This is a genomic window from Streptomyces sp. NPDC055254, from assembly GCF_053606025.1.
Map to the genome: position 1 here is coordinate 64,280 of NZ_JBSGQV010000016.1, position 25,277 is coordinate 89,556.

The 25,277-nt window shown below is 73.5% G+C and carries 17 protein-coding genes and 1 pseudogene; 10 read left to right on the forward strand and 8 right to left on the reverse strand.

The features are described from left to right. Positions 1–13: 13 nt before the first annotated feature. From ACWFQ8_RS17780 to ACWFQ8_RS17790, 3 genes are all read right to left on the reverse strand, one after another. Positions 14–847, reverse strand: a complete 834-nt coding sequence (locus ACWFQ8_RS17780; RefSeq protein WP_453787164.1) for a PP2C family protein-serine/threonine phosphatase — start codon at positions 845–847, stop codon at positions 14–16. Between the two features lie 123 nt (positions 848–970). Further along, a complete protein-coding gene (locus ACWFQ8_RS17785; RefSeq protein ID WP_453787165.1) occupies positions 971–1,384 on the reverse strand; it encodes a luciferase domain-containing protein in 414 nt (137 codons plus the stop codon). Positions 1,385–1,472: 88 nt separating this feature from the next. Beyond that, positions 1,473–3,734, reverse strand: a complete 2,262-nt coding sequence (locus tag ACWFQ8_RS17790) for an endonuclease (protein ID WP_453787166.1) — start codon at positions 3,732–3,734, stop codon at positions 1,473–1,475. Between the two features lie 317 nt (positions 3,735–4,051). Here ACWFQ8_RS17790 and ACWFQ8_RS17795 point away from each other — a divergent pair, with 317 nt between their 5' ends. Both ACWFQ8_RS17795 and ACWFQ8_RS17800 read left to right on the forward strand, forming a co-directional pair. Continuing rightward, on the forward strand, positions 4,052–5,323 hold the full coding sequence (locus tag ACWFQ8_RS17795; RefSeq protein ID WP_453787167.1) for an RICIN domain-containing protein: 1,272 nt from the start codon (positions 4,052–4,054) through the stop codon (positions 5,321–5,323). 265 nt (positions 5,324–5,588) lie between these two features. Next, a complete protein-coding gene (locus ACWFQ8_RS17800) occupies positions 5,589–7,034 on the forward strand; it encodes a glyceraldehyde-3-phosphate dehydrogenase (protein WP_453787168.1) in 1,446 nt (481 codons plus the stop codon). A 115-nt stretch (positions 7,035–7,149) separates the two neighbouring features. Here the strand turns inward: ACWFQ8_RS17800 and ACWFQ8_RS17805 are convergent, their stop codons facing one another. From ACWFQ8_RS17805 to ACWFQ8_RS17820, 4 genes are read right to left on the reverse strand one after another with little or no spacing between them, the layout of a single operon-like run. After that, positions 7,150–7,770: a GTP-binding protein gene (locus ACWFQ8_RS17805; protein ID WP_453787169.1), complete on the reverse strand. Its 621-nt coding sequence runs from the start codon at positions 7,768–7,770 to the stop codon at positions 7,150–7,152. Further along, positions 7,751–8,110: a DUF742 domain-containing protein gene (locus ACWFQ8_RS17810; RefSeq protein WP_453787170.1), complete on the reverse strand. Its 360-nt coding sequence runs from the start codon at positions 8,108–8,110 to the stop codon at positions 7,751–7,753. The genes ACWFQ8_RS17805 and ACWFQ8_RS17810 overlap by 20 nt, the downstream gene beginning before the upstream one ends. Then, positions 8,107–8,493: a roadblock/LC7 domain-containing protein gene (locus tag ACWFQ8_RS17815; protein ID WP_453787228.1), complete on the reverse strand. Its 387-nt coding sequence runs from the start codon at positions 8,491–8,493 to the stop codon at positions 8,107–8,109. The genes ACWFQ8_RS17810 and ACWFQ8_RS17815 overlap by 4 nt, the downstream gene beginning before the upstream one ends. A 17-nt stretch (positions 8,494–8,510) precedes the next feature. After that, entirely contained in the window at positions 8,511–10,109 is a 1,599-nt protein-coding gene (locus tag ACWFQ8_RS17820) for a sensor histidine kinase (RefSeq protein WP_453787171.1), read from the reverse strand. A 394-nt stretch (positions 10,110–10,503) separates the two neighbouring features. On the opposite strand from ACWFQ8_RS17820, the gene ACWFQ8_RS17825 reads away from it, so the two are divergent. From ACWFQ8_RS17825 to ACWFQ8_RS17850, 6 genes are all read left to right on the forward strand, one after another. Then, positions 10,504–11,445 (forward strand): 5'-nucleotidase, encoded by a 942-nt coding sequence (locus ACWFQ8_RS17825; protein WP_453787172.1) that lies wholly within the window; start codon positions 10,504–10,506, stop codon positions 11,443–11,445. A gap of 82 nt (positions 11,446–11,527) precedes the next feature. Further along, positions 11,528–12,094, forward strand: a complete 567-nt coding sequence (locus ACWFQ8_RS17830; RefSeq protein WP_453787173.1) for a PadR family transcriptional regulator — start codon at positions 11,528–11,530, stop codon at positions 12,092–12,094. A gap of 54 nt (positions 12,095–12,148) precedes the next feature. Beyond that, positions 12,149–13,867 (forward strand): acyl-CoA dehydrogenase family protein, encoded by a 1,719-nt coding sequence (locus ACWFQ8_RS17835; protein ID WP_453787174.1) that lies wholly within the window; start codon positions 12,149–12,151, stop codon positions 13,865–13,867. Between the two features lie 170 nt (positions 13,868–14,037). Further along, positions 14,038–16,359 (forward strand): FUSC family protein, encoded by a 2,322-nt coding sequence (locus tag ACWFQ8_RS17840; protein WP_453787175.1) that lies wholly within the window; start codon positions 14,038–14,040, stop codon positions 16,357–16,359. Positions 16,360–16,454: 95 nt separating this feature from the next. Beyond that, on the forward strand, positions 16,455–20,372 hold the full coding sequence (locus tag ACWFQ8_RS17845) for a Pls/PosA family non-ribosomal peptide synthetase (RefSeq protein ID WP_453787176.1): 3,918 nt from the start codon (positions 16,455–16,457) through the stop codon (positions 20,370–20,372). An 84-nt stretch (positions 20,373–20,456) separates the two neighbouring features. After that, positions 20,457–21,815: a M1 family metallopeptidase gene (locus ACWFQ8_RS17850; protein ID WP_453787177.1), complete on the forward strand. Its 1,359-nt coding sequence runs from the start codon at positions 20,457–20,459 to the stop codon at positions 21,813–21,815. Positions 21,816–21,833: 18 nt separating this feature from the next. Here the strand turns inward: ACWFQ8_RS17850 and ACWFQ8_RS17855 are convergent. Continuing rightward, positions 21,834–22,487: pseudogene (locus tag ACWFQ8_RS17855) on the reverse strand (amino acid ABC transporter permease); the annotation flags it as partial. Positions 22,488–22,559: 72 nt separating this feature from the next. Between ACWFQ8_RS17855 and dacB the strand changes: the two are divergent. Then, on the forward strand, positions 22,560–24,188 hold the full coding sequence (dacB, locus tag ACWFQ8_RS17860) for a D-alanyl-D-alanine carboxypeptidase/D-alanyl-D-alanine endopeptidase (RefSeq protein WP_453787178.1): 1,629 nt from the start codon (positions 22,560–22,562) through the stop codon (positions 24,186–24,188). Between the two features lie 361 nt (positions 24,189–24,549). Beyond that, complete coding sequence (locus tag ACWFQ8_RS17865) at positions 24,550–25,143, forward strand: hypothetical protein (RefSeq protein WP_453787179.1); 594 nt, start codon at positions 24,550–24,552, stop codon at positions 25,141–25,143. Positions 25,144–25,277 lie beyond the last annotated feature (134 nt).

Below are 25,277 nucleotides of genomic sequence, written 5' to 3' on the forward strand. Positions count from 1 at the left end.
AATGTGACACGCGCTAGCAGGCGTCCGGCGGCCCCGCCGCGTCGTGGCTGAGGACGAGCACGGCCGCGTCGTCCGCGTGGCCGGTGGAGTCGGCCACCTTCATCACTTCGGCGGCCAGCTCGTCGGGATCGGCGCCCACCGCCTTCCGGGCGATCTCCAGCACGCGCTCCAGCCCCACCTCTATCGGGAACGAGGGCCCTTCGACCACGCCGTCGGTGAGCAGGACGATCACGCCCGCCCGGGTCAGCCGTCGCCGGGTCACCGGGTAGACGGCCCCGGGGAGCAGGCCCAGGGGCAGGCCGCCGTCGTCCTCGGTCACGCCGTAGCGGCCGTCGTCCGTGGCCCAGACCGTCGGCACGTGCCCGGCCCGGGCGGTTTCGAGCTCGCGGGTCGCCGGGTCGTAGCGGAGCAGGGTGCAGGTCGCGAAGAGCTCGCGGTCCATCGAGAGCAGTACCTCGTTCGCCCGGCGCAGCACCTCGCCCGGATCGACGACCACGCCGGCCACGGCGCGCAGCCCGACCCGGACCTGCCCCATGAAGGCCGCCGCCTCCACGTCGTGCCCCTGCACGTCACCGATGGAGAACGCGAGCGCGTCCCCGGGCAGGCGGAAGCCGTCGTACCAGTCGCCGCCGATGTCCAGCCCGTGCCGGGCGGGCGCGTACCGGGCCGCGGCCCGCAGGCCCGGCAGTTCCGGCAGCGAGGCGGGCAGCATCTCGCGCTGGAGCACCTCGGCCAGCTCCGCCCGTGCGCGCTGCAGCTCCACGCCCTCGCGCGCCTGGGCCGTGAGCCGCCCCAGGGTGCTGAGCAGGTCTTCGCTCGCCGCCCGACCGGGACGACGCGGGCTCACGGACCGCTCCGAGATCCGTCCATGTGTCCCTGCTCCCGCCGCGAGGAAGATCCGAGCTCATCATATTTCCGCTCGGCCGGGTGCGCGCCCGTAGCCCCGTCCGGGCGCGCCCGACCGCCGGACTCAGGCGTGCACGCCTCCGGGAACGGTGGTGACGCGGCTCAGATGGTGCGTGCAGGGATCCGCCCCGGGGGCGGTCCGGCCGTCCTCGCGGACCTCGGCCTCCGCCCGGGTGGCGGCCTGGAGCGCGGCGCTGACCAAGGTCGTCAGCAGGTCGATGTCGGAACTGATGTCCAGCCGTACCGTCACCCAGTCGGATCCGGCGGGAAGGGTGATGGCGGTGGACCCGGCGAGCGCCGGTCGGAGCTTGGTGATCATCGGCCGGGTCAGCCGGACGTCGGCCTCGTGTTCGCCGTGGAAGTGGACGATCTCCCGTGCACCGGCGTTCAGTGCGACTCCCGAGCCGCACGCGGGGCGGCCCTCGGTGAGCGCGGACCATCTCATCAGCTGTTCACTGGCGTGCCGAGCTGTGTTCATGCCCCGAGCGTGCCCGCCCGAAGCCCCCCACCACAAGGGCCGCGACCCGATTCGGCCGCCGTTTCGATCAGGGGTGCTCCCGGGGCGTTCACCCGGATGTCCAGGCGCCCGCGAAATCGATCCGCTCGGCCCATTCCGGGTGGTCTATCAGCGGGTTGCGGTTGCCCTGCACCTCGGCTGTCGCCGCGTTGCGGTGCTGCTCGTAGGCGCCCACCGGATGGTCGCGGTGCCAGTCCAGCAGCACGTCGAGGCGGTCGCGCGGGAGCTCGCCCTGCTGGTCCCCGATGAGTCCGGGGTAGCGCAGCAGGAAGTACAGCGTCGCCCTGGCGACGGGCCCCTTGCCCGCGAACGGCTCGAACTTCGCGGTCTCGCGGCGCCCGCAAGCATGCCGGACCACCTCGTCGAAGTCGTGGAAGTCGAAGTAGGGGATGTTGCTGCGGAAGCTGTTGCACGTCGTCTCGCAGGCGAAGAGGTGGTGCAGGTCGCCCCGCATGGGTTCCTTCTTCAGGAACCAGGACTGGGGCACCACGTGCTCGCAGTTGAACGGCAGTGACGCTTCCAGCAGGTCGAGTTCGGCCTCGACCGCCTCCGGGCCGGGCGCGCTCTCGCGGAGCATGAACTCCTGCCAGCGCCCGATCCGGGCGGCCTCCGCCGCCGCGTCGGCCGCCATCAGTTCCTCGGGGGAGAACCCCTGGTCGGAGTAGATGCCGTGGATCTTCTCGTCCGGGTGCAGGTCCACCCACGGGTAGAGCAGGCGCATCGGCTTGTACGACGGGCGGTGCGCGTGCGTGGACTCCAGCCGCGCGGTGAGCGCGAGACGCAGCTCCGCGGGGTCGGTGGTGCGGATGCCCGCGTAGTAGGCCTCCCGCGCGATCAGGTCCGCGGCCGCGTCGTAGTAGGGGCGGGTCCGGGCGGCGGCGTGGTTGGCCAGGGCGGCGGCCAGGTCCCGTTCGGCGGGCGACCGGCCGTCGATGCGTCCGACGCCGGCCGTCGCGCGGACGTAGGAGGGGGCCGGCGCGCGGGTCCGTGCGGGCGCCGCGGGAGACGCGGCCGGGGGCGGCGGGGCGCCGCCGTCGAGGCCGACGCTGATGCGCAGCGGGACGCTGAGGTGGACGACCCCGGTCGTGCCGCCCTGGCCGTTCGCCCCGTTCGAGGCGGCGTCGTACGCCGCGGGAGCGGGGTGGGGCGGGTACTCCGCCTGGGCCCCGGCGCCGTCCGTCCGGGCTCCGTCGGCGCCGGGCCTGCCGGGCGGGACGGGCGGTGAGAACTCGACGGGGCGGGGAGAGGAGCCGGCGGCGAGCAGTTCCGCGCGCAGGGTCGCCGGACCGCCCGTGAGGGGGAACTGCTGGAGCGCGGCGATGATGCGGCTGACGCGGATGCCCTCGTTGGCCTTCCAGTCGATCCGGTGCTCGCCCATGCCCGGGTGCCACAAGGACCCGTCGACGGCGAGGATGTTGCCGTCGCGGTCCCTGCGGGGAGCGCCGGCGTGGTGGAGGGCCACGACCTCCCACTGGTCGTTGCAGACCGGGGAGCCGGACGAGCCGCGGGCCGTGTCGGCCGCGTAGTGCATGAAGTCGTCCAGCACGTCGACGATCCGGTTCTCCCGCAGGGCGAGCTGCTTGGGTTCGCCGTTGGGGTGCTGGATGATGTTGACGAGCTCGCCGATGACCGCCTTGCCCGTGGCCTCCTTGAGCGGCAGCCTCCCGAAGTCGGTCAGCGGGCGGCCGTCGCGGGACCGGTCGGCGACCGCGACCACGGTGAAGTCCAGGTCGCGGTGGGTGACGAAGAAGCGCTGCGGTTCGAGGGCGAAGACGACCGGCATGAGGGGCTGACCGTCCAGGCCCGCCTGGAAGTTGAACTCGATGACGCCGGCGGCCGCTTCCTCGGCGGATTGCAGTACGTGGTTGTTCGTCATCAGGAGGGACGGCGACACCAGGAACCCGGTCCCGTGGTGGGACGACGCGGGGCTCCGCACGGTGACCCGGCCGACGGAGAGGGAGGCGAGGAAGCCGCCTTCGAGGAAGTCGACGCCGATGAGGTCGTTGCGGCCCATGAACCGTTCGAGTCCGAGGAGATCGGTGCTGACCCATTCGCGGTCCAGGTCCAGACTGGTGCCGGTGGTGGCGGTCGGCGGCGTCCGCTCGACCGCGGTGGCCATGGCCCAGTCGACGCCCAGCCGGTCCAGCCTCTTGTTGACCCGCTCCGGGGTGTCCGCGTAGAGGATGCCGTGCTGTGCGAGCGTCTCCAGGTGACCCTCCCGCTCGGCGGTCCGGATCGCGTACCGCCTGCCGGCGGCTTCCACCTGCTTCAGGAAATCCGTGGTGAGCTGTGACGCCTGTACCACTGTCATCTGGGCTCGCCTCCTCGGCGGCGCGCGCGGGCGCTCTGGGCCGGAATGCCTCCCGTCTTCCAGTATGGGCTCGGGTTGCGCGGCTCGCTCTTCCGTGCGTCGAGGGCGCCGGAGTTGTTGCCCCGTCAATTTTTGAACGGTCTCCGAGCCGTCCCGCCCCGAGCCGGTGTCCGGGCGGAACGCGGAGCCGAGCTGTACCGGACTCTTGACAGCTTATTTGTTCACTTCTTAAATCACATACTGAACTAAGCATTCCGCCACTTCGATCGGCATCCCCTCTCGTGTCGATTGACATGCTCATGTCTGATAGGAGCGTTATGGTCCCCCCGCGCTTACCCCGGCGCCTGCTGCTGTCCCTGGTCTCGGTCCTCGCCCTCGCGTCGCTGTCCACCGGACTCGCCACGGGCCTGCCGGCTCCGGGTCCCGCCGCGCCCCCGGCCGTCGCCGCCGCACCGGCCGCCGTCACCTTCTCCGACGACTTCGACGGACCCGCCGGGTCCGCCGTCGACGGAGGGAAGTGGCAGGTCGAGACGGGCGACAACGTCAACAACCACGAGCGGCAGTACTACACCGCCGGTGCCCGCAACGCCGCCCTCGACGGCCAGGGCCACCTGGTCATCACCGCCCGCCGGGAGAACCCGGGCAACTACCAGTGCTGGTACGGAAGATGTGAGTACACCTCCGCGCGGCTCAACACCGCCGGCCGGTTCACCACGACCTACGGCCGGGTCGAGGCCCGGATGAAGGTCCCGCGCGGGCAGGGCATGTGGCCCGCGTTCTGGATGCTGGGCAACGACATCGGCCAGATCGGCTGGCCCGCCTCGGGCGAGATCGACGTCATGGAGAACGTGGGGTTCGAACCCTCCACGGTCCACGGCACCCTCCACGGCCCCGGATACTCCGGTTCCGGGGGCATCGGCGCCGGCTACACCCTCCCCGGCGGTCAGGCGTTCGCCGACGCCTTCCACACCTTCGCCGTCGACTGGAGCCCGAACGCGATCACCTGGTCCGTGGACGGCACCGTCTACCAGCGGCGCACCCCCGCCGATCTCGGCGGCCGGCAGTGGGTGTTCGACAAGCCCTTCTTCCTGATCCTCAACCTCGCGGTCGGCGGTTACTGGCCGGGAGACCCCGACGGCAGCACGGTCTTCCCCCAGCAACTGGTCGTCGACCACGTCCGCGTCACCACCGGCTCCGCCCCGCCGTCCGGCGGGCAGATCACGGGCGCCGGCGGGAAGTGCGTGGACGTCGCGGGCGCCGCCACCGCCAACGGCACGGCCGTGCAGCTCCACGACTGCAACGGCACTGCCGCGCAGCGCTGGGAGAGCGGTGCCGACGGCACTCTGCGCGCGCTCGGCAAGTGCCTGGACGTGGCGTCCGGCGGCACGGCGGACGGGACACCGGTGCAGCTGTGGGACTGCAACGGAACGGCCGCGCAGCAGTGGTCGGTCTCCGCCGCGCGGGACATCGTCAACCCGCGGGCGAACAAGTGCCTCGACGCCACGGGCGGCTCCTCGGCCAACGGCACCCGGCTGCAGATCTGGACCTGCACCGGAGCCGCGCACCAGAAGTGGACGGTGAACCGCTGACCTGAACCGACGGCCCGGCCCCATCGGCCCCGGCCGCGCCGACGGCAGCCTCCGCGCCGGCAGCGGGCTCCACCGGGAGGGCGTGGAGGGCGGGATCCACGAGGTCCCGGCCGGCGTCGAACCGCGGCGGCCGCGCCCGGGGCCTGGTGACGAGGGGCCGGCCCCGGCCCGTAGGCGCTGGTCGGCGCGCCGGACGGCACCGCCTGGAAGATCGAAAAGCAGTCGGGTTAGCATATGAGCACCGACTAGCTCGAAAGATAAACCTGTGACTGTCAATGAGGACTCGTTCACCAGCTGGAAGAATCGCGAGGAGATCGCGGAGTCGATGATCCCGATCATCGGGAAGCTGCACCGGGAACGGGACGTCACGGTCCTGCTCCACAGCCGCTCCCTGGTGAACAAGTCAGTGGTCAGCATCCTCAAGACCCACCGATTCGCCCGGCAGATCGCCGGTGAGGAGCTCTCGGTCACCGAGACGCTGCCGTTCGTGCAGGCCCTGACCACGCTCGACCTGGGCCCCTCGCAGATCGACATCGGTATGCTCGCCGCGACGTACAAGGCGGACGACCGTGGTCTGTCGGTGGAGGCGTTCACCGCCGAGGCCGTCGCCGGCGCCACCGGTGCCAACAAGATCGAGCGCCGCGAGCCGCGCGACGTGGTCCTCTACGGGTTCGGCCGCATCGGCCGCCTCGTCGCCCGCCTCCTCATCGAGAAGGCCGGCTCCGGAAACGGCCTGCGGCTGCGCGCGATCGTCGTCCGCCAGGGCGGGGACCAGGACCTGGTCAAGCGCGCCTCGCTGCTGCGGCGCGACTCCATCCACGGCCAGTTCCAGGGCACGATCACCGTGGACGAGGCGAACAGCACGATCGTCGCCAACGGCCACGAGATCAAGGTCATCTACGCGGGCGACCCGTCCGAGGTCGACTACACGGCGTACGGCATCAAGAACGCCATCCTGATCGACAACACCGGCAAGTGGCGCGACCGCGCGGGCCTGTCCAAGCACCTGCGCCCGGGGATCGACAAGGTCGTCCTGACCGCGCCCGGCAAGGGCGACGTCCCCAACATCGTCCACGGCGTCAACCACGACACGGTCAAGCCCGACGAGCAGATCCTGTCCTGCGCGTCCTGCACGACCAACGCGATCGTCCCGCCGCTGAAGGCGATGGCCGACGAGTACGGCGTGCTGCGCGGTCACGTGGAGACCGTCCACTCGTTCACGAACGATCAGAACCTGCTGGACAACTACCACAGCTCGGACCGTCGCGGCCGTTCCGCGCCGCTCAACATGGTCATCACCGAGACCGGTGCCGCGTCCGCCGTGGCCAAGGCCCTCCCGGAGCTCAAGGCGCCGATCACCGGAAGCTCGATCCGGGTCCCGGTGCCGGACGTCTCGATCGCGATCCTCAGCCTGCGGCTCGGTCGCGAGACCACGCGCGAGGAGGTCCTCGACTACCTCCGCGACGTGTCGCTGACCTCGCCGCTCAAGCGTCAGATCGATTTCATCACCGCTCCCGACGCGGTGTCGAGCGACTTCATCGGCTCGCGCCACGCGTCGATCGTCGACGCCGGCGCCACCAAGGTCGACGGCGACAACGCGATCCTCTACCTCTGGTACGACAACGAGTTCGGCTACTCGTGCCAGGTGATCCGGGTCGTCCAGCACGTCTCCGGGGTGGAGTACCCGACCTACCCGGTACCGGCCGTCTGATCCCGGCCCCCTGATCCCCGCGGATCGCAGAAAAGCGCCCTGACCAGGCCGGAGCCCGGTCAGGGCGCTTTCGCGTACCGCGCCCCGACCGCCGGCGGCGGCGGTCGGGGCGCGCTCAGGACGCGTTCGGGCTCGCGGCCAGGGAGTGCAGGTAGCGCATCAGCGTCATCAGGACGTCACGGCTGGAGTCGCGCCGCCGGGCGTCGCAGAGCACCAGCGGTACGGACGCGGGCAGGTCGAGTGCGTGGCGCAGCTCGTCCAGCGGGTACTCGGGCGCGTTCGGGAAGGAGTTGACCGCGACCACGAAGGGCACCCCGCGCTCCTCCAGCCGTCCGATCACGTCGAAGCTGACCTCCAGCCGTCGGGTGTCGACCAGCACCACGGCGCCCAGGGCGCCCTCGAACAGGCCCCGCCACAGGAACCAGAAGCGCTGCTGCCCGGGCGTGCCGAACAGGTACAGCACCAACTCCTCGTTGATGCTGATCCGGCCGAAGTCCATGGCCACGGTGGTGGAGCTCTTGCGCTCCACCCCCGCCGTGTCGTCGACACCGACCCCGGCCTGGGTCATCGTCTCCTCGGTGGTCAGCGGCCGGATCTCGCTCACCGAGCCGACCAGGGTGGTCTTGCCGACCCCGAAGCCGCCCACGATCACCACCTTGACCGCCGCGGCGGCCGTGGCCGGCAGAACGTCCTCGCGCCGCGGCCCCGCGGGCTGCTCAGAGCTTTCGAAGTCCATCGATCACTGCCTCAATCAATGCCAGGTCGGGGAGTTGGGCGCGGGCGACGGGTGCGCGGGAGAGCACCCTCCCCGCGGTGATCAGATCATCGAGCAGTACGGTGACCACGCTCACCGGCAGGCCGAGGTACGCGGAGATCTCGGCCACCGAGAGGGGCGCCTGGCACAACCGCATGATGGTCGCGTGCTCCGGCTGCATGCCGGGCCGGGGCCCCGACCTGGCGACGATCAGGGTGACCAGGTCGAGGTCGGTGGGAAGTAAAGGTCCGCTGCGGCCGCCCGTGATGACGTAGAGCCGCTCGGGACTGCCGTCCTCCCAGTTCTGGCCCGGACCGCTCACGCGGGCTGCCTGTCGCTGCGCGGCGGGCTGCTGAGGTGCTCTCCGATCCGGGCCACCAGATCACGCATGCGCTGGCCCATCAGCCCGGCGTCGACGCCCTCGTCGGCCAGCACCGCGAGGTAGGCCCCGGCTCCGGCGGCCATCAGGTAGAAGAACCCGCCGTCCATCTCGATCACGACGAGCCGCATCCGGCCGTTGCTGTGCGGGAGTTCGGAGGCGACCGCGCCGGCGAGGCTCTGCAGTCCGGCGCAGGCGGCGGCGAGCCGGTCGGCGGTGTCGGTCGCCGCGCCGTACTGCGCCATCCGCAGGCCGTCGGCCGAGAGCACGATGACGTGGCGGGTTTGCGGAACGCTCTCGGCCAGGTCCTTGAGCATCCAGTCCATATTGCTCTGCTGCTGACTCACGGCTGTTCCCCTTCGTTCGCCTGGTCCGGCGAGGCGTCTGTCTGATGGCTTGCCGCGATGCGGCTCCCGGCGGGCCGGCCGTCCCCGGACAGACCGCTCTGGAAGGCGGCCAGCCACATGCCCGGCGCGGCTTCGGTGCGGTCCGGGGCGGTAGCGGTGGCGGTGGCGCTGCCGGTGGCCGGCGCGGCCTCGGCGGACCCGGTCGACTCCGGCGCCGTCGCGCGGGTCTTGCGTCGGCGCTGCGGCAGCCCGTTCGCGGTCCGCTCGGTCACGACGGGCACCTCGTCCACACCGGGCAGCTCGGCCGGGGCCGCCACGGTGACCGGTGCGGGGGCCGCGGGCCCCGGTCCGGCGGCCTCGCGCGGGAGCTGCCGCGGGACGGCCGCCGGTTCCAGGGCCGTGCTGCGGGGCCCGGAGGAGGTGCCGATGCCGTGGGCCACGCCGGTGGCCGCCGAGACGGTGGTGATCAGGTCCTGCGGGACGACCAGCACCGCCCGCACCCCGCCGTACGCGGAGGAGCGCAGGGACACCCGGAAGCCGTACGCCTGCGCGAGCCGGCCGACCACGGCCAGGCCCAGGCGCGGCGTCTCACCGAGGTCGGTGAGGTCGATGCCCTCCTGTGCCTGGCGCAGCATGCGTTCGGCCCGCTTGCGGGCCTCCTCGCTCATGCTGAGGCCGCCGTCCTCGATCTCGATGGCGATGCCCGAGTTCACCTCGACGGCCGTCAGGTGCACCTTGGTCTGCGGCGGGGAGTAGCGGGTGGCGTTGTCCAGCAGCTCGGCCAGGGCGTGGATGAGCGGCTCGACGGCCGGTCCGACCACCGCGACCTGCGAGACGGAGTGCAGTTCCACGCGCTGGTAGTCGATGATCCGCGACATGGCGCCGCGCAGCACGCTGTACAGGGGTACGGCCTTGCCCCACTGGCGGCCCGGCCGCGCGCCGCCGAGCACGGCGATGGAGTCGGCGAGGCGGCCGATGAGGGCGGTGCCGTGGTCGAGTCGCAGCAGGTCGCCGAAGACGGCCTGGGTCTGCCCGTGCCGGTCCTCCATCTCCCGCAGTTCCTGGGCCTGCTGGTGCACGATCGCCTGCACGCGGCGGGCGATGTTCACGAAGGCCCGCTGCGCGGAGTCGCGCAGGTCCTCCTCGGCGACCACGGCGTCGAGCACCGAGCGCAGCACCGCGAGGTGGGCGTCCCTGAACTCGGCCGTCAGGCCCGGACGGTAGGCGTCGGGGTCCTCCAGGGAGGCCAGCACGTCCTCGGGGAACTCGCCCTTGCGCAGGCGGGCCACCACGTCCGGCAGCAGGGACTCCGCCAGCCTCACGGTCTCGGCCTGCTGCCGGGTCAGCGCCGTCTCCTGCGCGGCGACGGTGGCGCGGAGCGCCGCCACCGTCCTGCCGCGCCGGGCGGCCTCGCCGCAGGCCAGGGCCACGGCGACGAAGGCCGCGGCGCCGACCCAGGCCACGGCGGTGCGGGCGGGCGCGGAGACCAGTGCCGCGGCGACCGCCGCGAGCGCGGCGGTCAGCAGGGCGGGCAGCGCCCATACGACGGGTGAGGTGGGCCCTGGACTTCCGGGCGACGATCCCTCTCGAACCATCAGAACCCTCAAACGATCGAAAGCGGAAGATCATTGGACAACAGCCCGGGATCTTATCGCCTCCGTGTAAGGGACTTGACAACAGGTCATGATGTGGACGCGACAGTCGAGTTGCGACGGCCGGTCCTGACCGGAACGGATCGGCCGCACGCGGCGCCGCACCGGCCCACGGGCCCTTCGCGCCCCGTGCGCGATCCTGTCGCTTTCGGCTGGTTTCCGACGGGCCCGGCGCCGGCAGGCCCCTTCGGCCGCGCTCCGCGCCACCGGCAGAGGGTGCCGATGCCCTTCCCGAGGGCGGTGACCCCGCCCGCCGTCCCCGAAGACGCGGCACGCGTCGCCGCGCCTGTGACAATGGGATCATCGTCCCGCATCCGTTCGCATCGAGGGAGACGCCGTGCCCCCTTACGACCTCTCCGGCAGGCTCGTGGTCGGGGTCGCCTCCAGTGCCCTGTTCGACCTGACGGAGGCGGACGCGGTCTTCCGCGAGGAGGGGGAGGCGCGCTACCGCGCGTACCAGGAGGAGAACCTGGACCGCACCCTCGCACCGGGCGTGGCCCACCCCTTCATCCGCAGGCTCCTGTCGCTCAACGACCTGGGCCCGCAGGACGACCCGCTGGTCGAGGTGATCGTCCTGTCCCGCAACGACCCGGACACCGGGCTGCGGGTGATGCGGTCCATCCACTCCCACGACCTGCCGATCACCCGGGCGATCTTCATGCAGGGCCGCTCGCCGCACCGGTTCATGCCGGCGCTCAACATGTCGCTGTTCCTCTCCGCCGACGAGAACGACGTCCGCGAGGCCGTCGCCGCGGGCCTGCCCGCCGGGTACGTGGTGGGATCCCCTGCCGAGGACGACGCCGAGGACCGGGACCTGAGGATCGCCTTCGACTTCGACGGGGTCCTCGCCGACGACGCGGCCGAGCGGATCTACCAGACGGACGGCCTCGACACCTTCCGCTCCCACGAGAGCGCGCACGCCCGGACCCCGCACGTCCCCGGTCCCCTGCGCGACTTCCTGGCCGGGGTGAACCGGGTCCAGCAGCGCGAGGAGGAACGCCGGCGCCTGCACCCCGACTACCGCATCCGGGTGCACGTCTCCCTGGTCACGGCCCGCAACGCGCCCGCGCACGAACGGGCGGTGCGCAGTCTCAAGGACTGGGGCGTGACGGTGAACGACGCCTTCTTCCTCGGCGGCATCGACAAGGCGGCGATCATCGGCGTGCTCAAGCCCCACATCTTCTTCGACGACCAGATGGGCCATCTCGTCGGAGCCTCCCGGAACGCCCCGAGCGTCCACGTCCCGTTCGGCAGGATGAACGAGCGCGCCGGCGGATGAACCAGCGCGCCGGCGGGTGAGCCGCGTCTCACCCGGCCGCCGTCGCTTGCCTGTGCAACGAGTTGCATAGAAGGATCGGGGCATGGCGCTCGAACACGCGATCCTCGTCTCCCTGCTGGAGAAGCCGGGCTCAGGCTACGAGCTGGCCCGGAGGTTCGACCGTTCCATCGGCTACTTCTGGACCGCCACGCACCAGCAGATCTACCGGGTCCTGGGGCGCATGGAGGGCGACGGCATGCTCGTCGTCCGCGAGGTGGCGCAGCAGGGCAGGCCGGACAAGAAGGAATACACCGTCGCCGAGCCCGGCCGCGCCGCACTCTCCCGCTGGCTGCACGAGCCGATCGAACCCGAGAGCCTGCGCCACGACCTCGCCGTGAAGATCCGCGGCGCCGCCTTCGACCACCCGGCCGCGATGATCCGCGAGGTCGAGCGGCACCACCGGGTCCACAGCGAGCGGCTCGCGCACTACCTGGCCGGGGAACTGCGCGACTTCACCGGACCCGAAGCGCCCGTACCGCTCGACACGGGCCAGGAGCTCCAGCACGTCGTGCTCCGGGGCGGCATCGCGTACGAGCGGATGACCCTCGCCTGGCTCGACGACGTGCTCGCCACCCTGCGCCGACTCGGTGCGGGCCTCCCGCCCGCCTGAGCCGCCCGCGCTCGACCCCCACCCCTCGATCCGTACCCTCCGGAAGGCGAACCCATGGCCGACGCCCTGCTGTTCAACCCGCACACCTACGACCCGGCGCACTTCGACCCCGAGACCCGCAGGCTGCTGCGCGCCACGGTCGACTGGTTCGAGGCCCGGGGCAAGCGCCGGCTGATCGAGGACTACCGCACCCGGGCCTGGCTGGGCGACTTCCTGGCGTTCGCCGCCAAGGAGGACCTGTTCGCCACCTTCCTCACCCCGGCCTCCGCCGCCGCACGCGAGGACCAGCGCTGGGACACGGCCAGGATCGCCGCCCTCAACGAGATCTTCGGGTTCTACGGACTCGACTACTGGTACGCGTGGCAGGTGACCATCCTCGGTCTCGGCCCGGTCTGGCAGAGCGACAACGCCGCCGCGCGCGACCGCGCCGCCGAGCTCCTCTCCCAGGGCGAGGTCTTCGCCTTCGGACTGTCCGAGCGGACCCACGGCGCCGACATCTACTCCACCGACATGCTGCTGGAGCCCGACGGCGACGGCGGCTTCCGGGCCACCGGCTCCAAGTACTACATCGGCAACGGCAACGCCGCCGGGCTCGTCTCCGTCTTCGGTCGCCGCACCGACATCGAGGGCCCGGACGGCTACGTCTTCTTCGCCGCGGACAGCCGCCACCCCGCGTACCGGCTGGTGCAGAACGTCGTCGACTCCTCGAAGTACGTCAGCGAGTTCCGCCTGGAGGACTACCCGGTCACCGCGGACGACGTCCTGCACACCGGCCGCGCCGCCTTCGACGCGGCCCTGAACACCGTCAACGTCGGCAAGTTCAACCTCTGCACCGCCTCGATCGGCATCTGCGAGCACGCGATGTACGAGGCCGTCACCCACGCGCAGAACCGCGTCCTCTACGGCCGCCCCGTCACCGCCTTCCCGCACGTGCGCCGGGAGCTGGCCGACGCGTACGTCCGCCTCGTCGGCATGAAGCTGTTCAGCGACCGCGCGGTCGACTACTTCCGTTCGGCCGGTCCCGAGGACCGCCGCTACCTCCTCTTCAACCCGATGACGAAGATGAAGGTGACCACGGAGGGCGAGAAGGTCATCGACCTCATGTGGGACGTCATCGCCGCCAAGGGCTTCGAGAAGGACACCTACTTCGCCCAGGCCGCCGTCGAGATCCGCGGGCTGCCCAAGCTGGAGGGCACGGTCCACGTCAACCTGGCGCTGATCCTCAAGTTCATGCGCAACCACCTGCTGGAACCGGTCGAGTACGCGCCCGTCCCCACCCGCCTCGACGCCGCCGACGACGACTTCCTGTTCCGGCAGGGGCCGGCCCGCGGCCTGGGCTCCGTACGCTTCCACGACTGGCGCACCGCCTACGACGCGTACGCCGCGGTGCCGAACGTGGCCCGCTTCCGGGAACAGGCCGACGCACTGTGCGAGTTCGCGGCCACCGCCGCCCCGGACGAGCGGCAGAGCCGCGACCTCGACCTCCTCCTCTCCGTCGGCCAACTGTTCGCGCTCGTCGTGCACGGCCAGCTGATCCTGGAGCAGGCCCGCCTGACCGGCCTCGACGAGGACGTGCTGGACGAACTGTTCGCCGTCCTGGTGCGCGACTTCTCCGCGCACGCCGTCGAACTGCACGGCAAGGACTCCGCCACCGAGCGGCAGCAGGACTGGGCGCTCGGCGCCGTCCGCCGCCCGGTCGTCGACGAGGCCCGCTCGGCCCGGGTCTGGGAGCGCGTCGAAGCGCTGTCCGGCGCCTACACCATGGCGCCGTAGCCGCGCGGAGCACGGCCGCGGGGCCGGTCGGCCACCGCCCGCGGGCGGTGGCAGCCCGCCCGCCCCGGTCCACCCGCACGGTGGCTGTCCGGCCGGGCCACTCCGTACCGGACGCGGTGGTCCGCGCGGCCGCGGGTGCCGGGACGTGGCAGGTGCCCGATGCTGGTGAGATGGGTGCCGGAGGCCTCGAAGGCGCCGGAGGCGTCGGCGACGACGCCGGCGCCGCCCCGGGGCGCGGGCGGCGCCGGCTGCCCGCCGCCTACGCGGCCGCGGCCCGCCGCTCGCTGCGGGTGACCTTGGCCGCGGGAGCCGGGTTCTACCTCTTCCTGTACGGATTCGGCTCCTCCGTCGGCGCCACCTACGCCCTGTTCGCGGCGGTGTCGCTGGCCGGGCTCTCGCGCATCCCGGGGACCGGGCGGCAGCGCGCCGGCCTGCTGGTGCGGCTGCTGCCCGCGGCCTGGCTGCTGGTCGCCGCCGGCACCTTCCTCGCCGTCCGGACCTGGAGCGCGGTCGCCGGGATGCTGGTCATCGGCTTCGCCCTGGCCTTCGTCGCCGTGGGCGGGCCCCGCCAGGCCGGCGCGGCGCCCGGCCTCCAGCTCCTCTACATCCTGCCGTCCTTCCCGCCGTACGCCCCGGACACCCTGGGCGAGCGGTTGGCCGGGACCACCGTCGCAATCCTGCTGCTCGTCCTCGCCGAGGCCCTGCTGTTCCCCGACCCCCCCACCGTCCCGTACCGGGAGCTCGCCGCCCGCGCCGCCCGCCTCGCGGGGCACTGCGCCGACGAGCTGGCCCGGGCGCCGGGCGGGCTGCCCCCGGCGCGGGTGGCGCAGGCTCGGGAGGCGGGCGAGGCACTGCGGCCCTCGCAGGTCCCCGAGGCGGAGCGCCCGGCCGGGCCCGGGGTCCGCTCCCGCGCCCTGGCCCACACCGGGCTGTCGAGCCGTACGCTGCTGAACCGGCTGGTCCGGCTGCCCGCCGGGCCACCCGGCGCGGCCCGGGCCGACGCGGAAGGGGACCTGCTGCGCGCCGTCGCACGGTCCGCGGCGGACAGCGCCGCACGGCTGCGCGGGCTGCCCGGAGCCGGGGCGGCGCCCACCGACCCGGCCCGGGAACGGGCCCTGCTCGCGGCGGCCCCGACGGGCCGGGCCCCGCCCACGGAGCTGCGCCGCCGGGCCGCCCTGCTGGAGCTGGCCGACGCCGCGACGGCCCTGGCGGGAGCGGCGTCGCTGGCGGTGCGGGGGCGGGCGGCCGCCCCGGGCCTGCCCGAGGGCCGCTTCTGGTACGCCCGGCTGCGTGCGCCGCAGCTGTGGTGGCGGCGGCTGATGGGGCACGCGGGAAGCCGATCGGTCTTCTTCCAGAACGCGGTGCGGATCAGCCTGGCGCTGGCGGCCGCCCGGGCCGTCGCCGGCCTGGCCTCGCTCCCGCACGGCTTCTGGGCGATGCTGGCGACGCTGACCCTGACCCGTACGACCCTGGGCGCCACCCGCGCCGGCATCCGGCAGGCGCTCGCGGGCACCCTGATCGGCGCCCTGTGCACCGCCGGAGTGCTCGCCCTGGTCGGGACGGACACCGAGGTGTACGCCGTCGTCCTGCTGCCGCTGATGCTGCTGACGTTCACGCTCGGGCCGGTGAAGGGCGTCGGCTGGTCGCAGGCCCTGTTCGCGGTGGTGGTCGCCCTGGTCTTCGCCCAGCTGGCACCGGCCACCTGGCGGATCGCCGAGGTCCGGCTGCTGGACGTCCTCGTCGGAAGCGCGGTCGGCGCCGTCTTCGGACTGCTCGCCTGGCCCCGCGGCGCGCAGGACGAGGTGCGGCGCTCCGGCGCGGTGCTGCTGCGCACCGCCGCCGAGGCCGTGGTCGCCACCGCCGCCGCGATCGCGGCCGGCGGGGTGCGGGATCCGGGCGCGCCGCCGGCGCACGGGTCGCTGCGGCGCGCGGTCGTCCTGGCGGAGTCGGCGTTCGCGCAGTTCCAGAGCGAACCGGGAGGCCCGCCACCGGTCTCCGGGCCGGACCGGGCGCCCGGCGGAACGCCGCCGGCGGCCGTCGACTGGCAGGCCCTGCTGCTGACCGGGCACCACACGCTGTGGGGCGCGGAGCGGGTCCTGGTGCCGCCCGCGCCGGCGACGGGTCCACCGGTGCCCGTGGCCGTACCGCCGCTGGACCCCGCGGTGGCCGCGGAGGTGACCCGGCTCGGCGACCGGGTGGCGGGGCGGATGCTGCTGCTGTCCTCCGTACTGGATCCCGTCGGGGGCTCCCTGTGGACCCCGGCGCCGGACCCCGGCGCGCCGTACGAGGACCTCGACGCCCCGGGGGCCGTACCGCCCGGCGCGTCCGCCGGCTACTACGCGGCCCGGACCTGGCTGGAGTCGCTGCTGGCCGACCTGGGCCGGATCCCTGCGGGAAGCCGCGGTGGAGCCCCGAGCGGTCCGGGTGACCGCGAAGGCCGGAAACGTGCCACGCGCAAGGCTTCAACGGGAAAATTCTTGAGACCGCACTAGAATGGTGGGCTGTTTGGCGCCGGACCGGAACAACCTGGGTGGACCCTGGCTCCGCCGGCGACCCGGACGGTTCCGGGAACGAGACGCGAGGGCCCATGGCAGGCACACCTGAGCGCGGTGATCTCACCCTGCTCGACGGCGGGGAGTCCGGCGGCGAGACGTGCGGGGAGTCCGGCAAGTCCGCCCTCTTCCGCGCCGGTCCCGCCGCGGCGCCGCGCACCCTGGTCGACGTCTTCGAGGCCTCCGTACGGGCCCACCCCGACGAGCTCGCCCTCGACGACGGGAGCACCCGGCTGACGTACCGGGCCCTGGCCGCGGAGGTCGAGCGCCGCCGGCGCGCCCTCGCCGCCGCCGGGGTGGGGCTAGGCGACCGGGTCGGCGTCCGCGTGCCGTCCGGCACCAATGAGCTGTACGTGGCCGTCCTCGCGGTGCTCGCGGCGGGCGCCGCCTACGTGCCGGTCGACGCCGAGGATCCCGACGAGCGCGCCGAGCTGGTCTTCGGCGAGGCCGGGGTCCGTGCGGTGCTGGGCGCCGGACAGCGCCTCGACCCCACCGGCACCGCCGGGGCCCCGGCCGGCGCCCGGCGACCCGGCCCCGAGCACGACGCCTGGATCATCTTCACCTCCGGCTCCACCGGCAGGCCCAAGGGCGTCGCCGTGAGCCACCGCAGCGCCGCCGCCTTCGTGGACGCCGAGGCCGCGCTGTTCCTCGCCGAGGAGCCCGTCGGACCCGGCGACCGGGTCATGGCCGGCCTGTCCGTCGCCTTCGACGCCTCCTGCGAGGAGATGTGGCTCGCCTGGCGCAACGGCGCCTGCCTCGTCCCCGTCCCCCGCTCCCAGGTGCGCAGCGGCGCCGACCTCGGCCCCTGGCTGATGGAACAGGACATCACCGTCGTCTCCACCGTGCCGACCCTGGCGGCGCTCTGGGAGCCCGAGACCCTCGACGACGTCCGGCTGCTGATCTTCGGCGGCGAGGCCTGCCCGCCCGAACTGACCCAGCGCCTGGTCACCGAGGGGCGCGAGGTCTGGAACACCTACGGGCCGACCGAGGCCACCGTCGTCGCCTGCGCCTCCCTGCTGACCGGCGCGGAACCGATCCGCATCGGCCTCCCGCTGAACGGCTGGGACCTGGCCGTCGTCGACGAGTCCGGCGACCCCGTGCCCATGGGCGGCAGCGGCCAGCTCGTGATCGGCGGCGTCGGCCTGGCCCGCTACCTCGACCCCGAGAAGGACGCCGAGAAGTACGCCCCGCTGGACTCCCTCGGCTGGCAGCGCGCCTACCGCAGCGGCGACCTCGTCCGCGCGGAACCGGAAGGACTGGTCTTCCTCGGCCGCGGCGACGAACAGATCAAGCTCGGCGGCCGCCGGATCGAGCTGGGCGAGGTCGACGCCGCGCTCCAGGCCCTGCCCGCCGTCGCCGGCGCGGCCGCCGCCGTCCGCACGGCGCGCGGCGGGAACCAGCTGCTCGTCGGCTACCTGGTGGTCCAAGACGGCTGGGACCGTGCGGCGGCCGTCGAGCGGCTGCGCGCCGAGCTGCCCGCGGCCCTCGTACCGCTCCTCGCGCCGGTCGGCGAACTGCCGACCCGTACCTCCGGCAAGGTGGACCGGGACGCGCTGCCCTGGCCGCTACCGGAGCTGGAGACCAGCGGGCCCGCCGAACAGCTCTACGGCACGGAGGCCTGGCTCGCCGAGCAGTGGGGCGAGACCCTCGGAGTGGCCGTCACCGGCGCCGCCGACGACTTCTTCGCGATCGGCGGCAACAGCCTCGCCGCCGCCCGGCTCACGACGCGGCTGCGCACCCGCTACCCGAGTGCGGCCGTGCTCGACATCTACCAGCAGCCCGTCCTGCGCAAGCTGGCCCGGCGGCTGGAGAAGTCCGCCCAGGACGACGGCGCGGCCCGGACCGTCGCACCGGTCCCGCTCCGCACCCAAGTGACGCAGGCCCTCCTGCTGCTCCCGCTGTTCACCCTGGTCGGCCTGCGCTGGACGGTTGCGCTGCTCGCCCTGGGCAACGTCCTGCACCGCTTCGGCGCCTACCCCTGGGCCCCGACCGCGTCCTGGTGGCTCGTCGCCGCCGGCGCGCTCCTGCTCTACAGCGCCCCCGGGCGGCTCGCCGTCGCGGCCGGCGGTGCCCGGCTGCTGCTGCGCGGGGTGGAGCCGGGCCGCCACCCGCGCGGCGGAAGCGTGCACCTGCGGCTGTGGACCGCCGAGCGGCTGGCCGAGTACGCGGGCGCGACCTCGCTCACTGGTTCCTGGCTGGAGCGCTACGCGCGGGCCCTCGGCGCCAAGATCGGCCCCGAGGTGGACCTGCACTCGCTGCCTCCGGTCACCGGCCTGCTCAAACTCGGCCGGGGCTGCGCCGTGGAGTCCGAGGTGGACCTCTCCGGGCACTGGCTCGACGGGGACCGGCTGGTGATCGGACCGGTCAAGGTCGGCGCCGGCGCAGTGGTCGGCACCCGCAGCATCCTCTTCCCCGGAGCCCGGGTCGGCAAGCGCGCCGAGGTGGCACCCGGCTCCGCCGTGGTCGGCCAGGTCCCGACCGGCCAGCGCTGGGCCGGAGCCCCCGCCGTCAAGCTCGGCAAGGCCAAGCGCGCCTGGCCGGCGCAGCGCCCGCCGCGACCGCTGCGCTGGCGCGCCGTCTACGGTGCCACCGGCTTCTGCCTGCTGGCCCTGCCCGTGCTCGCCGCCCTGCCCGCGGTGCTCGTGGTGAGCCGGTTCGTCCCCGCCGGCGCCGGGCTCGGCCAGGCGCTGCGCGGAGCGCTGCTCGCCGTGGTGCCCGGGGCGCTCGCCTACGGGTTCGCGTACGCGCTGCTGCTGCTGGTCCCGGTCCGCCTGCTCAGCCTCGGGCTGCGTACGGGAACGCATCCGACGCACGGCCGGGTCGGCTGGCAGGCCTGGACGGTCACCCAGCTGATGGACATGTCCCGGGAGACGCTCTTCCCGCTGTACGCCGGGCTGATCACACCGGTGTGGCTGCGGCTGCTCGGCATGCGGATCGGTCGGGGCGCCGAGGTGTCCACCGTGCTCGCGCTGCCCAGCCTCACCACCGTGGGCGACGGCGCGTTCCTCGCCGACGACACGCTCACCGCGCCCTACGAACTGGGCGGCGGCTGGATGCGCGTCGGACACTCCGAGATCGGCCGCCGCGCCTTCCTCGGTAACTCCGGAATGACCGCGCCGGGCCGCACCGTGCCCGACGACGGGCTGGTCGGCGTGCTGTCCGCCACCCCGAAGAAGGCCAAGAAGGGCAGCTCGTACCTGGGCCTGCCGCCGGTCCGGCTGCCGCGCTCGGCCGCGGACTCCGACCGGAGCCGGACGTACGACCCGCCCGCACGGCTGCTGTGGGCGCGGGGCCTGGTGGAGCTGTGCCGGCTCGTCCCGGTGTTCTGCTCGGCCGCGCTGGCGGTCTTGACCGGGGCGGCGCTCTGCGCGCTGATCACGCGGACGGGCGCGGGCGTGTGGGGCACCGCGCTGCTGTCCGGGGCGGCCCTGCTCGCCGCCGGCGCGGCGGCCTGCCTCGTGGCGGTGGCCGCGAAATGGCTGCTGGTCGGCCGGCACCGGGTGGGGGAGCACCCGCTGTGGAGCGGCTTCGTGTGGCGCAACGAACTGGCCGACACCTTCGTCGAGGTCCTGGCCGTGCCGTGGCTGATCGGATCGGTGCCCGGTACGCCGCTGCTGCCCCTGTGGCTGCGCGGGCTCGGGGCCCGGATCGGCCGGGGCGTGTGGTGCGAGAGCTACTGGCTGCCCGAAACGGACCTGGTGGAGCTGGGTGACGCGGTCACGGTGAACCGGGGCTGCGTCTTGCAGACGCACCTCTTCCACGACCGGATCTTGCGGACGGATACTGTGGTCCTCCGCGAGGGCGCCACCCTGGGCCCGGGCGGAATCGTCCTGCCCGGCAGTTCGGTCGGGGCCCGCAGCACCCTGGGTCCCGCCTCGCTCGTGATGGCCGGGGAGTCCGTCCCCGCCGACACCCGCTGGCTGGGCAACCCGATCGAGGCGTGGCGGTCCTGAGGGACGGTTCCGGGCCGCCCCCGTGGCGGTCGGGACGCGGCACCGGCACGTCGTACGAGCACAGCGCAGGGAGCGGAAGCGGCAGTGAGCGGCCAGCAGACAGCGGCGTCGGACCCGTATTTTCCGGCCAACGGCGACTCCCGTTACCGCGTGCACCGGTACGAACTCGCTCTGGAGTACCGGCCCGGCCCCAACCGGCTCGCCGGGACGGCCCGGCTGAGCGCGATCGCCGGGCGGGCGCCCCTCACCGAGTTCCATCTGAACCTCGCCGAGTTCAAGATAGGGCGGGTCCTGGTGAACGGCCGGGCCCCGCACTACACCCACCGGGGCGGCAGGCTCCGCGTCAGGCCCGCCAAGCCGCTCTCGGCCGGCGCGGCCTTCACGGTGGAGGTGCACTGGGCGGGGAACCCCAAGCCCGTGCGCAGCCCCTGGGGCGGCCTCGGCTGGGAGGAGCTGACCGACGGCGCGCTGGTGGCCAGCCAGCCCGTCGGAGCGCCCTCCTGGTACCCGTGCAACGACCGGCCCGCCGACAAGGCCTCGTACCAGATCTCGGTCAACACGCCGTCCCCCTACACGGTCGTGGTCGGCGGCCGGCTGCTCACCCGGACCACCAGGGCCAGCACGACCACCTGGGTGTACGAGCAGCCCGCGCCCACCTCCAGCTACCTGGTCGGGCTGTCCATCGGCATGCACCAGACGGTGCTGCTCGGTGACCCCGGGCTCGACGGGGTACCCCAGACCGCCCACGTGCCCGGGCACCTGCTGCCGGCCTTCTCCCGCGACTTCGCCCGGCAGCCCGCCATGATGCGCTTGTTCGAGGAGCTGTTCGGGCCCTACCCCTTCGGCGAGTACACGGTGGTCGTGGCCGACGAGGAACTCGACGTCCCGGTGGAGGCCCAGGGCCTCTCCCTCTTCGGTACCAACCACGTGGACGGCGTGCGCGGCGCGGAGCGACTCGTCGCCCACGAGCTCGCGCACCAGTGGTTCGGCAACAGCGTGACCATCGCCGACTGGCGCCACATCTGGCTGAACGAGGGCTTCGCGAAGTACGCCGAATGGCTCTGGTCGGAACGCTCCGGCGGCCGTACCGCACACGCACTCGCGGCCGTCGCCCACCGGCTGCTGGCCTCGCGGCCGCAGGACCTGCGGCTGGCGGACCCGGGCCGCAAGCTGATGTTCGACGACCGCCTCTACCAGCGCGGGGGCCTCGCCCTGCACGCGCTCCGCCACGCCCTGGGCGACGCGGCGTTCTTCCGCATGCTGCGCGAGTGGGCCACGGTGCACCGCCACGGGGTGGTGACCACGGGCGGTTTCGCGGCCCACGCCGCCCGCTACGCGGCCGAGCCGCTGGACGCGCTGCTGGCGGCCTGGCTGTACGAGCCCGCGCTGCCGCCGCTCCCGCCGCCGCCGGCCGCGGGGCCGGCGGGCCGGTCGGCGCCGTAGCGCCAGGTACGTACGGCACACCGGCGCACCGGCCGAGGACCCGCTGGGCATGTTCCCGGCGGTCGGCACGATCGCGCGCATCGCCTGGGGCACGACGATCCGGCGCAGCGTACGGCGCTCGCTCAGGCCGAGCGCCTGCGCGGCCTCGGTCTGGCCGGGGTCGACGGAGAGGATGCCGCCGCGCACCACCTCGGCGGCGTAGGCGGCCTCGTGCAGGGTCAGGCCGATGACGGCGGTGAGGGTGGGGCCGAGGAGGTTCACCGTCTCGACGGTGACGACTTGGGGGCCGTAGGGGATGCCGAGGCCGAGCGTCGGGTAGAGGGCGCCGATGTTGAACCAGAACAGCAGCTGCACCAGCAACGGCGTGGACCGGAAGAGCCACACGTAGCCCCAGCTCAGGGTCTGCAGGACCGGGTTGTCGGAGAGCCGCATCACGGCCAGCAGGGTGCCGAGCAGGAAGCCGAACACCATCACCACGCCGGTCAGCCACAGCCTCTGATCGAAGGTCTCCCGAGGGGCGGGACGCAGGACGCCGCCGGTGACGACGGGCGCGCGGGCGGGCGTGTGCGGCGGGCGCGCCCGCGCCGCGGCCTCCGGGCGGGCGACGTCCCGGCCCGGCACGGGTGGCCGCGACACCCTCCGGGACCGGGGGCGACCGGGCGGACGTGACATGCACGCCGAATCCGGCCGTGCCACGCTGGTCCCAGGCCTCGGGAGGAGACAGCCGCGAGAACGGAGCGCGCTGTGAACGGTCCGATCCGCACCGCACCGCCGCGCCGCGGCGTGGCCGCCACCTGCGCCGCGCTGCTGCTCCTGGCGCTGGTCCCGGGCCCGGCGGCCGCCGTGGACCCGACGCCCGCGCCCTCGACCCCGGCCTCCGCCACCGCGGAGGCGGACGGGCTCGACCCGCGCATCACGGAGATCATGCGGAAGCCCGAGTACCGCAACGCCGAGTGGGGCCTGCTGCAGACCGAGCCGGACGGCGGGCGCGTGGTGCACGGCCTTTCCCCCGACCGGTTCTTCATCCCCGGCTCCACCGCCAAACTCATCAGCGTCTCCGGCCCCTGGAACACGCTCGGCGCCGACCACCGCTTCGTGACCCCCGTCTACGCCGTCGGCGAGCGGAAGGGCGCCACGCTGAGCGGCGACCTCGGCCTCGTCGCCCAGGGCGACCTCACCATGGGCGGCCGGACGCGCCCCGACGGCACGGTCGCGTACACCGACCTCGACCACACCTACGCCAACGACTTCCCGGGCGCCACCCTCACCCCGCAGAACCCCCTCGCCGGAATTGACCACCTCGCCCGGCAGGTGCGTGCCTCCGGCATCACCCGCGTCGACGGCGACGTGATCGTCGACAACCGCGTCTTCCTGCCCGACCCGGTCCTCGACCCCACCCCGACCCCGCTGATCATCAATGACAACCTGATCGACCTGCTCACCAGCCCCGGGGACCGGCCCGGTGCCGACGCCCGGCTGGACTGGCGGCCGAAGGTCGCTCCGTACCAGGTCACCTCCGCGGTGGAGACCGTGGCGGCCGGGAAGCCGACCGCCGTCACGGTGACCGCCACGGACGGCGGCACCCGGATCCGGCTGTCGGGGACCATCGCGGCGGACGCCGAGCCGCTGCTGCGCACCTCACCGATCACCGACCCCGCCGCCTTCGGCCGCACCGCGCTGATCGAGGCGCTCGAACGGGCCGGGGTACGGGTCACCGCCGCTCCGACGGGCCCCAACCCGGCAGGCCGGCTGCCGCGCGACTACGAGGGCCGGCCGCGCGTGGCCGTGTACACCTCCCCGCCGTACGCGCAGTACGCCGAGCTGATCCTCAAGGTCAGCCACAACCTGGGCGCCAACCTCGGCATCTGCCTACTGGCCGTCTCGGCCCGCAGCCGGCAGTGCGAGGACGGCTTCCCGGTGCTCGCCGACTTCCTGGACCGGGCCGGCGTCGACCGCGAGCAGGCGCAGCTCATGGACGGCCGCGGCGGCAACCCCGCGGACCGGGCCACTCCCCGGGTGCTCGTGCAGATGCTGGCGTACTGGCAGCGCACCCCTGACGCGCGACTCTTCCGGGAGGCCCTGCCCGTCCTCGGCGTCGACGGCCTGCTGGCCGACAACTGCCGCGAATGCCCGGCACGCGGGAAGGTCTTCGCGAAGACCGGTGCGGCCGTCGGCGGGGACGCCCTCAACGACCGGCTGGCCGTGGGCGCCATCACGATCGCCGGTTACCTGGACAAGGGCGGCGGCCGCTTCGACATCTTCTACGCGGGCGTCAACGGAGCCTCGACGCCGACCGCCGACACCACCGACGTGCTGGGGATCGCCAACGACCTCGCCATGATCGCCGCCTACCTGCAGGAATCGCCGCCCTGACGTTGCTCCGGACCGGCCCGCCCCGGCCCGCCCCGGCCCGCCCCGGCCCGCCCCGGCCCGCCCCGGCCCGCCCCGGCCCGTCCCGGGCCGTCCCGGGCCGCTGCACCCGGCGCACCCGCTGCACCCCGCGGTGGTCACCCCACGGTGACCACCGCTTCGTCGTGCCCGCCCACCGGCGCTTATAGCGGGTGTTCCGGAGGTGTCAAGTCACGACATTCCGGAACATGACCGGGGCGTGCCCGCCGGGGCTTACTTGTTGTGCGGGCCTCACCGGAAACGGAAACGCAAACGGAAAGAGAACCGCGATCGCCCCGAATAACCGGGGACATCGAAATTCCCTCTCGATCAGTAGGAGAAAGTCATGAACCACAACATTGACACCAGCAACGTTGTTCGCCCCACCCGCAAGGGCTTCCGCTTCGCGACGCTGGCCGCTTCGGCCGCCATGGTCGCAGGAGGCGTCTTCCTCCCGGCCGCCGCCGCATCCGCGGCCCCGGTGCCGGCCCACGTGGCCACGGCCCTGCCGGCCGCCGGTGGCGCCGGAGGGGACGGAGGCGCCGGTGGTGGCGGCATCATCGGCGGCGGCGGTGGCTCCGGTGGCTCCGGTGGCGGCAGCGTCCTGGGTACCGGTGGCAAGGGCGGCAAGGGCGGCGCCGGTGGCGACGGAGTCCTGGTCGGCGGTGGCGGCGGTGGCGGCGGAGGCGGCGGTGAGGGCTTCATCGGCGGCGACGGCGGCGCGGGCGGCAAGGGCGGCAGCGGTCTCTTCGGCGGCAACGCCGGCAACGGAGGCGGCGGCGGTGACGGTCGTCTGAAGGGTGGCAACGGCGGCAAGGGCGGGGCCGGCGGGTTCGGCGTCTTCCAAGGCGGCAACGGCGGTAAGGGCGGCGTGGGCGGCCTCGGGTTCTTCGGCGGCCTGGGCGGCGCCGGTGGCGCCGGCGGCGGCAGCATCTTCTGACCGCGGAGCCTGACCCGACGGGGTGGAGGCCTTCGGACCTCCCCCCCCCCGCGCCCCCCCCCCCCCCCCCCCCCCCCCCGCACCACTCGCCGCACGGGACGCAGAAAACCCAAGACACCCAGCACAACACACAA

What these genes read in the sequence shown, in the direction of transcription:
- ACWFQ8_RS17785 (WP_453787165.1), bottom strand. Translation starts at nt 1,384, where the DNA reads ATGAACACAGCTCGGCACGCCAGTGAACAGCTGATGAGATGGTCCGCG.
- ACWFQ8_RS17790 (WP_453787166.1), bottom strand. Translation starts at nt 3,734, where the DNA reads ATGACAGTGGTACAGGCGTCACAGCTCACCACGGATTTCCTGAAGCAG.
- ACWFQ8_RS17795 (WP_453787167.1), top strand. Translation starts at nt 4,052, where the DNA reads ATGGTCCCCCCGCGCTTACCCCGGCGCCTGCTGCTGTCCCTGGTCTCG.
- ACWFQ8_RS17805 (WP_453787169.1), bottom strand. Translation starts at nt 7,770, where the DNA reads ATGGACTTCGAAAGCTCTGAGCAGCCCGCGGGGCCGCGGCGCGAGGAC.
- ACWFQ8_RS17815 (WP_453787228.1), bottom strand. Translation starts at nt 8,493, where the DNA reads ATGGACTGGATGCTCAAGGACCTGGCCGAGAGCGTTCCGCAAACCCGC.
- ACWFQ8_RS17820 (WP_453787171.1), bottom strand. Translation starts at nt 10,109, where the DNA reads ATGGTTCGAGAGGGATCGTCGCCCGGAAGTCCAGGGCCCACCTCACCC.
- ACWFQ8_RS17830 (WP_453787173.1), top strand. Translation starts at nt 11,528, where the DNA reads ATGGCGCTCGAACACGCGATCCTCGTCTCCCTGCTGGAGAAGCCGGGC.
- ACWFQ8_RS17835 (WP_453787174.1), top strand. Translation starts at nt 12,149, where the DNA reads ATGGCCGACGCCCTGCTGTTCAACCCGCACACCTACGACCCGGCGCAC.
- ACWFQ8_RS17840 (WP_453787175.1), top strand. Translation starts at nt 14,038, where the DNA reads ATGGGTGCCGGAGGCCTCGAAGGCGCCGGAGGCGTCGGCGACGACGCC.
- ACWFQ8_RS17845 (WP_453787176.1), top strand. Translation starts at nt 16,455, where the DNA reads ATGGCAGGCACACCTGAGCGCGGTGATCTCACCCTGCTCGACGGCGGG.
- ACWFQ8_RS17865 (WP_453787179.1), top strand. Translation starts at nt 24,550, where the DNA reads ATGAACCACAACATTGACACCAGCAACGTTGTTCGCCCCACCCGCAAG.